Here is a 13,575-nt window from a genome sequence, read left to right as displayed (position 1 = left end):
TGTGCTGAACAACAAACGTCAGCGGTCAAGCCGTGATGAGGGAATAAAAATGCGCGTTCTGGTCTTGGGTAGCGGTGTCATTGGCGTGGCCAGTGCCTACTATTTGGCACGAGCTGGTTTTGAAGTGGTCGTGGTCGACCGTCAGCCGGCTGTGGCCATGGAGACCAGTTTCGCCAACGCCGGGCAGATCTCGCCGGGCTACGCCTCGCCATGGGCTGCGCCGGGTGTGCCGCTCAAGGCTATCAAATGGTTGCTGGAGCGCCATGCGCCCCTGGCGATCAAGGCCACCGCCGATATCGACCAGTACCTGTGGATGGCGCAGATGCTGCGCAACTGCACCGCCAGCCGTTATGCGGTGAACAAGGAGCGTATGGTGCGCCTGTCCGAATACAGCCGCGATTGCATCGACGAGCTGCGTGCCGAGACCGGCATCGCCTACGAAGGGCGCACTTTGGGGACTACCCAACTGTTCCGTACGCAGGCTCAGCTGGACGGTGCTGCCAAGGACATCGCGGTATTGAAAGAGTCCGGTGTGCCTTACGAGCTGCTGGACCGCGCCGGGATTGCCCGCGTCGAGCCGGCCCTGGCGAGCGTCACCGATATTCTTGCCGGTGCCCTGCGCCTGCCGAACGACCAAACCGGCGACTGTCAGATGTTTACCACCCGCCTTGCCGACATGTGCAAGCAACTGGGTGTCGAATTCCGCTTCGAGCAAGATATCCAGCGCCTGGACTACGCCGGTGACCGGATCAACGGCGTGTGGATCGACGGCAAGCTGGAAACTGCCGACCGCTACGTGCTGGCCCTCGGCAGCTACTCGCCGAAATTGCTCAAGCCGCTGGGAATCAAGGCGCCGGTGTACCCGCTCAAGGGTTACTCGATGACCGTGCCGATCACCAACCCGGCGATGGCCCCGACCTCGACCATTCTCGATGAGACCTACAAGGTCGCGATCACCCGTTTCGACAACCGTATTCGCGTCGGTGGCATGGCTGAGATAGCCGGTTTTGACCTGTCGCTGAACCCGCGTCGGCGGGAAACCCTGGAGATGATCGTCAACGACCTTTATCCTCAGGGCGGTGATTTGAGCCAGGCCAGTTTCTGGACCGGCCTGCGCCCGACCACGCCGGACGGCACGCCGATCGTGGGTGCAACCCCGTTCAAAAACCTGTTTCTGAACACCGGCCACGGCACCCTCGGTTGGACCATGGCCTGTGGCTCTGGTCGTTTGCTGGCCGACCTGATGGCGAAGAAAACCCCGCAAATCAGTGCCGAAGGCCTCGATATTTCCCGTTATGGCAACCACCAGGAGTCTGCAAAACATGTCAATCCAGCGCCAGCTCACCAATGAGCGCATGAGCCAGATCGTTGTTCACAGCGGTACCGTGTATCTGGCAGGGCAGGTCGGCGACGACATGAGTGCCGGGATTGAACAGCAGACCCGCGAAACCCTCGTCAATATTGAGCGTTTGCTGGACCTGGCCGGTACCGACAAGACCAAGCTGCTGTCGGTGACCATCTACCTGAAAGACATTGACGCCGATTTCGCCGGGATGAACGCGGTATGGGACAAGTGGCTGCCAAAAGGCGTCGCGCCGGCCCGTGCCACGGTTGAAGCGAAACTCTGCGAACCGGAAATCCTGGTGGAGCTGTCGGTTGTGGCCGCTCTGCCGTAAGCAAAAAATCCTCTCCCGGTGCCTGCGTTGTCAGCGGGTACCGGTTTTTTCTTCCCACCGCCGCCTAGAAGCCTGCCGCCATGCGTCCTGCCCGTGCCCTGATCGACCTCCAAGCCCTGCGCCATAACTACCAACTGGCCCGTGAAGTCACGGGTGGGGCCAAGGCCCTCGCCGTGATCAAGGCGGATGCCTACGGCCACGGTGCCGTGCGTGTTGCCCAGGCGCTGGAAGCCGAGGCGGACGGGTTTGCCGTGGCCTGCATCGAGGAAGCGCTGGAGCTGCGGGCCGCCGGGATTCGCGGGCCGGTGCTGTTGCTCGAAGGTTTTTTCGAAGCCGACGAGCTGCCGCTGATCATCGAGCATGATTTCTGGTGCGTGGTGCATTCGCTGTGGCAGCTGGACGCGATTGAACAGGCGCAACTCAGCAAGCCGCTGACCGTCTGGCTCAAGCTAGATTCGGGCATGCACCGCGTTGGCTTGCACCCCAAGGATTATCACGACGCTTACCAGCGCCTGCTGGCCAGCGGCAAAGTCGCGAAGATCGTGCTGATGAGCCACTTCGCCCGCGCCGATGAGCTGGACAGCACCAGCAGCGAAGAGCAAGTAGCGGTGTTTGAAGCGGCGCGCCAGGGCTTGTCGGCCCAGGTCAGCCTGCGCAACTCGCCGTCGGTGCTGGGCTGGCCGAACGTTTCCAGTGACTGGGTACGCCCGGGCATCATGCTCTACGGCGCCACGCCGTTTGGCGAAGACCAGGCCATCGCCGCGCGTTTGCAGCCGGTGATGACCCTCGAATCGAAAGTCATCTGCGTACGTGAACTGCCGGCCGGCGAACCTGTGGGCTATGGTGCCAGGTTCATTACCCCGAAACCGATGCGCATCGGGGTAGTTGCCATGGGCTACGCCGACGGCTACCCGCGCCACGCACCCACCGGCACCCCGGTGCTGGTGGCCGGCCAGCGCAGCCAGTTGCTGGGCCGTGTGTCGATGGACATGCTGTGTGTCGACCTGACCGACGTGCCCCAGGCCGGGCTCGGTTCCACCGTCGAATTGTGGGGCAAAAACATCCTCGCCAGTGACGTTGCCACCGCCGCCGACACCATTCCGTACCAGATCTTCTGCAACCTGCGCCGAGTGCCACGGCTCTATTCCGGCGCTTGAGCGGCACCCACGAATGGCAGATCCCGGGATTTAGGCCAAAGTGTTGTAAATACTGAACGCTGTCGCCATGATAACGCTCAATTACAACAACGCCTGAATCCTAGGAGGCTCCTGCATTGGACGTCGGCGAACGACTGCAATCCATCCGTAAACTGAAAGGTCTTTCCCAGCGTGAGCTAGCCAAGCGCGCGGGCGTCACCAACAGCACCATTTCGATGATCGAAAAAAACAGTGTCAGCCCCTCCATCAGCTCCTTGCGCAAGGTGCTGGGCGGCATTCCCATGTCGATGGTGGAGTTCTTTTCCGAGGAGATCCTCCAGGAAAAACCGACCCAGATCGTCTATAAAGCCAATGAGCTGATCGATATCTCCGACGGCGCCGTCACCATGAAACTGGTGGGCCGCGCGCATCCGAGCCGGGCGATTGCGTTCCTCAACGAGATCTACCCGCCAGGTGCTGATACCGGCGAAGAGATGCTCACCCACGAGGGCGAGGAAACCGGGATCCTGGTGGAAGGTCGCCTGGAGCTGGTGGTCGGCCTTGAAACTTTTGTGCTCGAAGCCGGCGATAGCTACTACTTTGAAAGCACCAAGCCGCACCGTTTTCGCAATCCGTTCGAAGTGCCGGCGCGACTAATCAGCGCAGCCACACCCGCGAACTTTTAAGAAAAGAGGCGTCCTGCCTATGTCGCAGAGACGCCCGTAGCAGCATTCTGTCTTGCTGAATCTCCCCTTGGTTAATAGGGTTGTTTCGGCGGGGCGGGCTAACCGTTATACTTTCGCCGCCTGCGAAACCGTGGCCGCAGGCGTGAATAGCCACCATTGAGGGTGAACGCGTGAACCTAATTATGAAAATGCTGGCTGCACCAGCAACCGTACTGGCCCTATGGGCTGTCAGCGCTCAAGCTGCGACCAATGATGAAATTGCCAAGCGCCTGGAGCCTGTAGGCCAGGTGTGCGTCCAGGGGCAAGAGTGCAAGGGGATGGAAGTGGCAGTGGCTGCGGGCGGCGGCGGTGCGAAATCGCCGGATGACGTAATCGCCAAGCACTGCAACGCTTGCCACGGTACCGGCCTGTTGGGCGCACCGAAAATCGGTGACACCGCCGCCTGGAAAGACCGCGCGGACCATCAGGGTGGCCTCGATGGCCTGCTGGCCAAGGCCATTACCGGTCTGAACGCCATGCCGCCAAAAGGCACCTGCGCCGATTGCTCGGATGCCGAGCTTAAAGGCGCGATCGAGAAGATGTCGGGGCTGAAATAAACCGATCTTCGCCAAAAGAGCCGCTGACCAGCGGCTTTTTTGTGCCCGCGATTTGCCTTTTGAGGCTGTTCTTTGCAGCAAAGACCCGGCAAGCTCGGTCCAACCCCAATTCATGGAATGTTCGGGAGAAGTCGGATGGTGCAGTTGTGTTCAATCGAGCAAGCAGTCGACGACGTACTGGCACGGCTGCCGGCGCATATTCACATGGGCATGCCCCTGGGCCTGGGCAAACCCAACCTGTTCGTCAACGCGCTGTACCGGCGTATCGCCAAGTTGCCGGACCGGGCGCTGACCATCTACACAGCCCTGGCCCTGGGTCGCCCTACCTTGGGCGATGGTTTGCAGAAGCGCTTTCTCGAGCCCTTTATCGAACGGGTCTTCGGTGACTATCCCGAGCTGGACTTCCTCGCCGCACTGCGCAAGGACAGCCTGCCGTCGAACATTCACGTGCAGCAGTTCTTCATGCAGCCCGGCAGTTTGCTCCACAGCCTTTCGGCGCAGCAGGATTACGTCAGCAGCAACTACAGCCACGCTGCCCGTGATATCAATGCCGCCGGCCTGAACCTCGTCGCGCAACTGGTGGCCAGCAGCGCCGAACATCCGGATCGCCTGAGCCTGAGCTGCAACCCCGACATCACCCTCGACCTGTTGCCGATGATCGCCAAGCGCCGCGAGGCCGGTGAAACCATCCTGGTGGTGGGCCAGGTTCACAGTGATTTGCCCTACATGCCCGGCGACGCCGAGCTGGGCATGGATGAGTTCGACTTCCTGATCGACGAGAAGGACAGCACCACGCTGTTCTCCACCCCGAACATGCCGGTGGGTATCCAGGATCACTTTATCGGTTTGCACGCCAGCACCCTGGTGCGCGACGGCGGTACCTTGCAGATCGGCATCGGCTCCATGGGCGATGCACTGACTGCGGCCTTGCTGGCGCGCCAGGCCGATAACGAGGCGTATCGCCTGTTGCTCACCGACCTGGATGTGTACCAATGGGCACCGCTGATCAGCCACGAAGGCGGAGTCGCGCCGTTTGCCCGTGGGCTGTACGGTTGCAGCGAAATGTTCGTCAATGGCCTGCTGGTGCTGGCCGATGCCGGGATTGTGCGGCGCAAGGTATACCCGGACGTCGCGACCCAGGAGCGGGCCAACGCCGGCACCCTGGACGAAGCGGCACAGACCGACGGCATCTCGGTGCATGGCGGCTTCTTCCTCGGGCCTCGTAGCTTTTACGAGCGTTTGCGGGACTTGCCGCAGAGCAAGCGCCTGGAATTCAACATGACCCGCATCAGCTACATCAACGAGCTGTACGGCCAGGAAGAACTCAAGCGTTTGCAGCGCCTGGATGCGCGCTTCATCAACAGCGCGTTTACCGTGACCCTGTTGGGCGCGGGCGTGGCCGACCAGTTGGAAGACGGCCGCGTGCTCAGCGGTGTTGGCGGGCAATACAACTTTGTCGCCCAGGGCCATGCGCTGGAAGGCGCGCGCTCGATCCTGATCCTGCGCAGCTGGCGCGAATCGGGCGGCGAGGTCAGTTCCAATATCGTCTGGGAATACGGGCACTGCACGATTCCCCGGCACCTGCGAGACATCGTCATCACCGAATACGGCATCGCGGATTTACGCGGGCAGACTGATGCCAGGGTGATCGAGGCGCTGCTGAATATCACCGACTCACGGTTCCAGGAAGACTTGATCGAGCAGGCGCAAAAGGCCGGGAAGTTGCCGAAGGATTTCCAGCTGGATCCGCGGTTTGCCGACAACACGCCGGAGCGTTTGCAGGGGATTCAGGCGCGGCATCCACGGCTGTTCCCGGAGTATCCGCTGGGCAGTGACTTCACGGATGAAGAGCGGGATTTGTTGCGGGCGTTGAACTGGCTCAAGAGCAAATTCAAGCTGACGGAAATTCTGGAACTGGGCAAGGCGGCGCTGGATGCACCGGAGCCGGAAGCGTTTCCCGAGCATTTGGTACGGATGCGACTGGATAAGCCGGAGGGGTTGAAGGAGGACTTGTATCAGCGCCTGTTGCTAGCGGGCCTACAAGCTACCGCGCACTAGAAAACACAGGAGATCAAATGTGGGAGCGGGCTTGCTCGCGAAAGCGGTGGATCAGTCGACCTATCCGGTGACTGACACACCGCTTTGGCGAGCAAGCCCGCTCCCACATGTTTAACCGTGCCCGCACCGATTACTCGATAAAGGTCACAACCCCACCCGCCAACGACTGCACCCGCGCCAGCGACTCAACCCGGTAACCCTGGGCATCCAGCTCCGCACGGCCACCCTGGAACGACTTCTCGATCACGATCCCCAAACCTGCAACGGTCGCGCCGGCCTGTTTGATGATCGAGATCAGCGCCTGGGACGCCTTACCGTTGGCCAGGAAGTCGTCAATGATCAGCACGCGGTCGCTGCTGGTCAGGTGGCGCGGGGAAATCGCCACGGTGCTTTCGGTTTTCTTGGTGAAGGAATACACCGTCGCCGACAGCAGGTTTTCGGTCAGGGTCAGGGACTGTTGCTTGCGGGCGAAAATCACCGGCACGCCGAGGTTCAGGCCGGTCATGATCGCCGGTGCAATGCCCGAGGCTTCGATGGTGACGATCTTGGTAATGCCCGAATCTTTGAACAACGCAGCAAACTCGTCACCGATCAGTTTCATCAGCGCCGGGTCGATCTGGTGGTTCAGAAAGGCGTCGACCTTGAGTACCTGATCGGAAAGCACGATGCCTTCTTCGCGAATTTTCTTGTGCAGTGCTTCCACGAAAGCTTCCTCTGTTGGCGCAACACGCGCCGAAAGTAGATTAAAAAGTAGTCGATTCTAGCGCTTTAACATCGCGCGTATATCCGCCAGGGCGGTGTTGCCGCGAACGGCTTTGACTTCGGTCGGTGTGTCGTCGTTGCCTTCCCAGGCCAGGTCGTCCGGCGGCAGTTCGTCGAGGAACCGGCTGGGGGCACAATCGATGATCTCGCCGTACTGCTTGCGCTTGGCGGCAAAGGTGAAGGCCAATGTCTGACGCGCGCGGGTAATGCCCACGTAGGCCAGGCGCCGTTCTTCCTCGATGGTGTCGGCTTCGATGCTGGAGCGGTGCGGGAGGATTTCCTCTTCCATGCCCATGATGAACACGTAGGGGAATTCCAGGCCCTTGGACGCATGCAAGGTCATCATCTGCACGCCTTCGGCGCCGTCTTCCTCTTCCTGCTGGCGTTCAAGCATGTCCCGCAGCACCAGCTTGCCGATGGCGTCCTCGACGGTCATCTCGCCTTCTTCGTCCTTCTCCAGGGTATTTTTCAACGCCTCGATCAGGAACCACACGTTGCCCATGCGGTAATCGGCAGCCTTGTCGCTGGAGCTGTTGGTGCGCAGCCAGTTCTCGTAGTCGATGTCCATGACCATGCTGCGCAGGGCGCTGATCGGGTCTTCGCCGGCGCACTGCTCGCGCACCTTGTCCATGAAGCGCTTGAAGCGCGCCAGGCGGTCGGTGAAACGAGTGTCGAGGTGCTCGCCCAGGCCGATTTCGTCGGTGGCGGCGTACATCGAGATCTTGCGTTCGGTGGCGTAGTTGCCGAGCTTTTCCAGGGTAGTCGAACCGATTTCCCGGCGTGGGACGTTGATCACCCGCAGGAAGGCGTTGTCGTCGTCCGGGTTCACGATCAGCCGGAAGTAGGCCATCAGGTCTTTCACTTCCTGGCGTCCGAAAAAGCTGTTGCCGCCCGACAGGCGATAAGGAATCTGGTGGTGCTGCAGCTTCAGCTCGATCAGCTTGGCCTGGTAGTTGCCGCGGTACAGGATCGCGAAATCGCTGTAGGGCCGGTCGGTACGCAGGTGCAGGGTGAGCAGTTCGACGGCCACGCGCTCGGCTTCGGCGTCTTCGTTGCGGCAGCGGATCACGCGGATCTCGTCGCCGTGGCCCATCTCGCTCCACAGTTGCTTTTCAAACTCGTGGGGGTTGTTGGAGATCAGCACGTTGGCGCAACGCAGGATGCGGCTGGTGGAGCGGTAGTTCTGCTCCAGCATCACGACTTTCAGGGACGGGTAGTCGTCCTTGAGCAGCATCAGGTTTTCCGGGCGGGCGCCGCGCCAGGCGTAGATCGACTGGTCGTCATCGCCTACCACGGTGAACTGGTTGCGCTTGCCGATCAGCAGCTTCACCAGCAGGTATTGGCTGGCGTTGGTGTCCTGGTATTCGTCCACCAGCAGGTAGCGGACTTTGTTCTGCCACTTTTCGAGGATGTCGGCATGTTCCTGGAACAGCTTCACCGGCAGCAGGATCAGGTCGTCGAAGTCCACTGCGTTGAACGCCTTGAGCGTGCGCTGGTAGTGGGTGTAGACAATGGCGGCAGTCTGCTCCTTGGGATTGCGCGCAGCTTCCAGGGCTTCGGCGGGCAGGATCAGGTCGTTTTTCCACGAGCCGATCATGTTCTTGATCTCGTCGACGCCGTCGTCGCCCGCGTATTCCTTCTGCATGATGTCGGTCATCAGCGCCTTGACGTCTGTCTCGTCAAAGATCGAGAAGCCCGGCTTGTAGCCCAACCGCACGTGCTCTTTGCGGATGATGTTCAGCCCCAGGTTGTGGAAGGTACACACGGTGAGGCCACGGCCTTCGCCACCCTTGAGCAGGGTGCCGACGCGCTCTTTCATTTCCCGCGCCGCCTTGTTGGTAAAGGTCATGGCGACGATGTACTGGGCACGGATGCCACAGCTCTGGATCAGGTGCGCGATCTTGCGGGTGATCACGCTGGTCTTGCCGGAACCGGCACCGGCGAGCACCAATAGAGGGCCGCCGACGTAGTTCACGGCTTCTTGCTGCCGGGGATTGAGTCGGGACATACGAAATTCAGGAGGTCATTGATCAAAAGGGCGGGCATTTTAACAGGCTGGCAAGATTCTGCTGCCTCTGAACGACAGTGTGACGTACCACTCGATCTAAATTTGCCGGTTTTGTTACTTTGCCGCAGGATGTGCAGGGTATTTAGGACTATTGTTCGGTCTAGAGCTGCACAGTGCGCATTTGATAACCCATATCATTGGTCATTATCGGGGCGCACGTCATAATGCCCGCCGCCAACGAAATTTTGCAGAGTCTAGGGAGCTAGCTTGTCTACGCCTGTCGAACCCTTGCGTTTGCTGCTACTGGCCGATGAGCCAGCGTGGGCAGCGTTATTGCGCGAGTGCCTGGCGCCGATGGGCGACGGAGCTGTGCTGATCAGCGCGCCAAACTGGGAGTCTGTGAGCAACCTGTTCGACGACGATCACAGCGCGGTGCTGTTGACCACGGCCAACCTTCAGCCCGGCCCCGGTCGCTGCAGCTTGCCAACGGTATTGCTGTTGGAAGAGGAACCCCTGGTTTCACCCCTCGGCGTCAGCGACTGGCTGATCCTGAATGCATTGGATGTCGATACATTGCGCCGTTGCCTGCGGCATGTGCGCGAGCGCGGTGTACTGGAAAACACCCTGCAACGCCTGGCCGAACAGGACCCGCTGACCGGTATCGCCAACCGCCAGGGCTTCCAGACCCTGCTGACCGCCCGCCTGGCGGAAAACGAAGGCCGTGGCGTTGCCCTCGGCCACCTCGACCTGGACAACTTCCGTCACGCCAACGACGCCCTCGGCCACCAGGCCGGCGACCGGCTGATCCTGCAAGTGGTCTCGCGGCTCAAGAGCCAGCTGGAGGCCGGCGATCAACTGGCGCGCCTGGGCAGCGACGAATTTGCCCTGCTGATCGATACCCGCCGTGCGCCCCAGCGCGCCGAATGGATGGCCGAGCGCATCGTCGAAGCCATGGCCGAACCCTATTGGGTCGATGGCGAAAGCCTGCTGATCGGTTGCAGCCTCGGCGTGGCCCATGCCCGCGCCAAGGCTGGCGCCGACCCGTTGATGTGGCACGCCCACATCGCCATGCAGCAAGCCAAAAGCACCCAGGGCTGCACCTTTCATATCTTCAACGAACGCATCAACCGCAATGCCCGCAGCCTCGCCGACCTTGAGAGCGAACTGCGCCGGGCGTTGCGCCGTGACGAACTGGAACTGCATTACCAGCCCCGCCTGGACCTCGACGATGGGCATATCGTCGGCCTGGAAGCACTGGTGCGCTGGCGCCACGGTGAGCGCGGCCTGTTGCCGCCGAGCGAGTTCGTGCCGCTGGCCGAACAGAGCGGCTTGATCGTGCCGCTGGGCTACTGGGTGATTTCCCGGGCCCTGCGCGACATGCAGGACCTGCGCGAACGCGGGATTGCGCCGTTGCACATGGCGGTCAACCTGTCGTTCCGCCAGTTTCAGGACAGCCAACTGCTCAGCACCCTCAGCCGGCTGATTGCCGAGCGCGGCGTGGAAGCCCAGTGGCTGGAATTTGAGCTGACGGAAACCGCCGTGATGCGCCGCAGCGACCTGGTCAAGCAGACCATGGATGCGCTGGGCCGCCTGGGTGTGCGCTTTTCCCTGGATGACTTTGGCACCGGCTTTTCGTCGTTCGTGCACCTCAACAGCCTGCCGATTGCCTTGCTGAAGATCGACAAGAGCTTTGTCGGCGGCATGGAAGAGCGCGAAGAGAATCGCAAGCTGGTGCACGCCATGATCAACCTGGCTCATAACCTGAACCTGGAAGTGGTCGCCGAGGGCGTGGAAACCGCCGAGCAACTGGCGTTGCTGCGGTTGTTCGGCTGCGATCAGGCCCAGGGTTACCTGATCAGCAAGCCGTTGCCGTTGGCGGAACTGGTGGACTACCTGACGTTTGGTGACAGCCAGGAACTGGTGGGCGGCGTGATCTGACCGTGTAAACCCGATCAAAATGTGGGAGCCAGCTTTTGTGGGAGCTGGCTTGCCTGCGATAGCATCACTGCGATGTGTCTGACCTACCGAGGTGCCTGCATCGCGGGCAAGCCCGGCTCCCACATAAGCCAACTCCTACACTGACCGAGTAGAGTCATTACTCCGGCTGCGCGGCTTGAAATCCTTGGTGGGTTTCAGGCTCCTGGCGAATCATCCGCTTCATCTTCCGTTCAAACGCCCAGGTCAGGCTGACTGCCGCGCACGCCAGGCCCAGGGCCAGGCCCCACCAAACGCCCGTCGGCCCCCAGCCGAGATTGAACGCCATCAACCATGCGGCCGGTGCGCCGATCAGCCAGTAGCAGCCCAGTCCGACCAGGAAGGTGGTCTTGGCATCCTTGAGTCCGCGAATACAGCCCATGGCGATGGTCTGCACGCCGTCGAACAGCTCAAACCATGCGGCCACCGCCAGCAGGCTGACGGCGAGGTTGATCACGTCGCGAAACGCCGGGTCATGCTGGTCGAGGAACAAGCTGATCAGTGGGTGCGAGAACAACCACAGCACCGCTGCAAAGCCCAGCATCACCACTGCGCCAAAGCCTATGCCAACTCGCCCGGCCAGCCGCGCTTCCAGCAACTGCCCGGCACCATAATGCTGGCCGATACGCATGGTGATCGCGTACGACATGCCCGCCGGCACCATGAACGCCACCGACACGATCTGCAGGGCGATCTGGTGCGCAGCCAGCTGCGTACTGCCCATGGTGCCCATGCACAGCGCGGCGAACGCAAAGAGCCCGACTTCCACCGCATAGGTGCCACCAATCGGCAGGCCCAGGCGCCACAGTTCCCGCAGGTAGTGCAGGTTGGGCCGCAGCAAACCCTTGCGCAGCGGATACGCGTCGTAGGCACGGTTGTATTTGATGTACCAGATCAGCGCCAGGGCCATGCAGTTGGCAACGATGGCGGTGACCAGGCCAATGCCCACCAGCCCGAGTTTCGGCAGGCCGAACATGCCTTCGATCAACGCGTGGTTGAGCAGGTAGTTGATCACCGTGCCGCCCAGGCTGATCACCATCACCGGCGTGGCCTTGCCGATAGCACTGGTGAAGCCGCGCAGGGCCATGAACGTCAGGTAGCCGGGCAGGGCGAACGGCAGGATGGTCAGGAACTGGCCGGCGGACGCGACGTTGGTTTCGGTCTGGCCGAACATCAGCAGCACTGGCTTGAGGTTCCACAGCAGCAAACCAGCCACCAGCGCCATCAACCAGGCCAGCCACAGCCCGGCCTGGGTCAGGCGGGTGGCGCCTTCGATGTCGCCGGCGCCCTGGCGGATCGCGACCAGCGTGCCCACGGCAGCGATCACGCCGATGCAGAAAATCGACACGAACGAATAGCTCGCCGCACCCAGGCCTCCGCCGGCCAGGGCCTCGGGGCTCAGGCGGGCCATCATCAGGGTGTCGGTCAGCACCATCAGCATGTGGGCCAACTGTGAGGCAATCAGCGGCCCTGACAGCCGCAGAATGGCCCAGAGTTCGGTACGTGCCGGATGCTGCATGATCATCACGCTCAAAAAGTCAGGGAGGGGTGGAAGGGTTGATTCTCGGCGCCCACAGCGCATTGCACAAAGGGATAAATCCGATGGTTCGCATGATTAAAACTCATGCCTGAATGATTCTGGTAGGGTTTCGATATTGCGCCGTCGGAGTTTTCGCCATGTCTCGTCGTCTTCCTCCTCTTTACGCCTTGCGCGCGTTTGAAGCTGCGTCCCGCTACAACTCGTTCACCCGGGCGGCGGAAGAGTTGTCGATTACCCAAAGTGCGGTGAGCCGGCACATTCGTACCCTGGAAGAGCATTTCGCCTGCCGCCTGTTCCAGCGCAGCGGCCGCACCTTGCAACTCACCGAGGCAGCGCGCCTGTTGCTGCCGGGCGTGCGTGAAGGCTTTGCGGCCCTGGAGCGCGCCTGCCATACCTTGAATGCCGAGGACGACATCCTGCGCATGAAGGCGCCGTCCACCCTGACCATGCGCTGGCTGCTGGCGCGGCTCAGTCGCTTCCGGCACCTGCAGCCGGGCAATGAAGTGCAACTGACCAGCGCCTGGATGAGCGTCGATGAGGTGGATTTCAACCAGGAACCATTCGATTGCGCGGTGTTGCTGAGCAACGGGCATTTCCCGCCGGACTGGGAAGCCAGCTACCTGTTTCCGGAGTTGCTGATTCCGGTGGGCGCGCCGAACCTGTTGAGCGACGGGCCCTGGGACGTTGCGCGCCTGGCCTCTGCCGAACTGCTGCACCCGACGCCGGACCGGCGTGACTGGCGCAACTGGCTGGAGCGCATGGGGCTGTCATCCCAGGTTTCGCTCAAGGGCGGGCAGGTGTTCGATACCTTGGAGTTGGGCATGATCGCCGCCGCCCGAGGGTACGGCGTGTCCATGGGCGACTTGCTGATGGTGGCCGAAGACTTGGCCCAGGGCCGCCTGAGTCTGCCATGGCCCACCGCTGTGGCCAGTGGGGAAAATTACTATTTGGTGTGGCCGAAGACCCGGCCGGGTGGCGAGCGTTTGCGACGGCTGGGTGACTTTCTCCAGGGCGAAGTGCAGGCCATGGAATTGCCCCAGGTCGAGCGCCTCGACTGAGTGGATTGCGCACCGGCCAGCAATCGTTTGCGCGATACCCCTGTGATTCGCTCAAGTATTGAGCCTGCCCGCCGAAGTAGG

At 61.4% G+C, this 13,575-nt stretch carries 11 protein-coding genes; 8 read left to right on the top strand and 3 right to left on the bottom strand.

From position 1 onward, the window contains the following. Positions 1–49: 49 nt before the first annotated feature. The 6 genes from dadA to HX801_RS16370 all read left to right on the top strand — a co-directional run bounded on the left by dadA (position 50) and on the right by HX801_RS16370 (position 6,152). Positions 50–1,351, top strand: a complete 1,302-nt coding sequence (gene dadA, locus HX801_RS16395; RefSeq protein WP_003208750.1) for a D-amino acid dehydrogenase — start codon at positions 50–52, stop codon at positions 1,349–1,351. Then, the gene (locus HX801_RS16390) at positions 1,323–1,676 is read left to right on the top strand and encodes a RidA family protein (protein WP_003208752.1); all 354 of its coding nucleotides are present in this window, start codon (positions 1,323–1,325) and stop codon (positions 1,674–1,676) included. The genes dadA and HX801_RS16390 overlap by 29 nt, the downstream gene beginning before the upstream one ends. A gap of 80 nt (positions 1,677–1,756) precedes the next feature. Beyond that, on the top strand, positions 1,757–2,833 hold the full coding sequence (gene alr, locus HX801_RS16385; RefSeq protein ID WP_102370158.1) for an alanine racemase: 1,077 nt from the start codon (positions 1,757–1,759) through the stop codon (positions 2,831–2,833). 116 nt (positions 2,834–2,949) lie between these two features. Further along, positions 2,950–3,498 carry a cupin domain-containing protein gene (locus tag HX801_RS16380; RefSeq protein ID WP_003208755.1) on the top strand — a complete coding sequence of 183 codons (549 nt, stop codon included), beginning with the start codon at positions 2,950–2,952 and terminating at the stop codon, positions 3,496–3,498. A gap of 182 nt (positions 3,499–3,680) precedes the next feature. Continuing rightward, positions 3,681–4,094: a cytochrome c5 family protein gene (locus HX801_RS16375; RefSeq protein ID WP_305729269.1), complete on the top strand. Its 414-nt coding sequence runs from the start codon at positions 3,681–3,683 to the stop codon at positions 4,092–4,094. 135 nt (positions 4,095–4,229) lie between these two features. Further along, positions 4,230–6,152: an acetyl-CoA hydrolase/transferase family protein gene (locus HX801_RS16370; protein ID WP_177022382.1), complete on the top strand. Its 1,923-nt coding sequence runs from the start codon at positions 4,230–4,232 to the stop codon at positions 6,150–6,152. A gap of 130 nt (positions 6,153–6,282) precedes the next feature. Here HX801_RS16370 and HX801_RS16365 read toward each other — a convergent pair whose 3' ends face one another. Both HX801_RS16365 and rep read right to left on the bottom strand, forming a co-directional pair. Next, complete coding sequence (locus HX801_RS16365; protein WP_008439415.1) at positions 6,283–6,855, bottom strand: xanthine phosphoribosyltransferase; 573 nt, start codon at positions 6,853–6,855, stop codon at positions 6,283–6,285. A 57-nt stretch (positions 6,856–6,912) separates the two neighbouring features. Then, on the bottom strand, positions 6,913–8,922 hold the full coding sequence (rep, locus tag HX801_RS16360) for a DNA helicase Rep (protein ID WP_008439414.1): 2,010 nt from the start codon (positions 8,920–8,922) through the stop codon (positions 6,913–6,915). 267 nt (positions 8,923–9,189) lie between these two features. On the opposite strand from rep, the gene HX801_RS16355 reads away from it, so the two are divergent. Beyond that, positions 9,190–10,860: a bifunctional diguanylate cyclase/phosphodiesterase gene (locus tag HX801_RS16355; RefSeq protein ID WP_008439412.1), complete on the top strand. Its 1,671-nt coding sequence runs from the start codon at positions 9,190–9,192 to the stop codon at positions 10,858–10,860. Between the two features lie 157 nt (positions 10,861–11,017). On the opposite strand, the gene HX801_RS16350 is transcribed toward HX801_RS16355, so the two are convergent. Beyond that, on the bottom strand, positions 11,018–12,421 hold the full coding sequence (locus tag HX801_RS16350) for a NorM family multidrug efflux MATE transporter (protein ID WP_102370156.1): 1,404 nt from the start codon (positions 12,419–12,421) through the stop codon (positions 11,018–11,020). A gap of 152 nt (positions 12,422–12,573) precedes the next feature. On the opposite strand from HX801_RS16350, the gene HX801_RS16345 reads away from it, so the two are divergent. Next, a complete protein-coding gene (locus HX801_RS16345; RefSeq protein ID WP_177022381.1) occupies positions 12,574–13,494 on the top strand; it encodes a LysR substrate-binding domain-containing protein in 921 nt (306 codons plus the stop codon). The last annotated feature ends 81 nt before the right edge of the window (positions 13,495–13,575 follow it).

Origin of the sequence: Pseudomonas sp. G1002 (assembly GCF_013385455.1) — a bacterium.
Taxonomy (GTDB): Bacteria; Pseudomonadota; Gammaproteobacteria; order Pseudomonadales; family Pseudomonadaceae; genus Aquipseudomonas.
The sequence above is the reverse complement of the archived record's forward strand: the minus strand, read 5'-3'. Positions and strand labels throughout refer to the sequence as shown.

Excerpts from the sequence above, each read along its gene's own strand:
- alr (WP_102370158.1), top strand. The coding sequence starts at position 1,757 with ATGCGTCCTGCCCGTGCCCTGATCGACCTCCAAGCCCTGCGCCATAAC.
- rep (WP_008439414.1), bottom strand. The coding sequence starts at position 8,922 with ATGTCCCGACTCAATCCCCGGCAGCAAGAAGCCGTGAACTACGTCGGC.
- HX801_RS16390 (WP_003208752.1), top strand. The coding sequence starts at position 1,323 with ATGTCAATCCAGCGCCAGCTCACCAATGAGCGCATGAGCCAGATCGTT.
- dadA (WP_003208750.1), top strand. The coding sequence starts at position 50 with ATGCGCGTTCTGGTCTTGGGTAGCGGTGTCATTGGCGTGGCCAGTGCC.
- HX801_RS16370 (WP_177022382.1), top strand. The coding sequence starts at position 4,230 with ATGGTGCAGTTGTGTTCAATCGAGCAAGCAGTCGACGACGTACTGGCA.
- HX801_RS16350 (WP_102370156.1), bottom strand. The coding sequence starts at position 12,421 with ATGATCATGCAGCATCCGGCACGTACCGAACTCTGGGCCATTCTGCGG.
- HX801_RS16345 (WP_177022381.1), top strand. The coding sequence starts at position 12,574 with ATGTCTCGTCGTCTTCCTCCTCTTTACGCCTTGCGCGCGTTTGAAGCT.
- HX801_RS16375 (WP_305729269.1), top strand. The coding sequence starts at position 3,681 with ATGAAAATGCTGGCTGCACCAGCAACCGTACTGGCCCTATGGGCTGTC.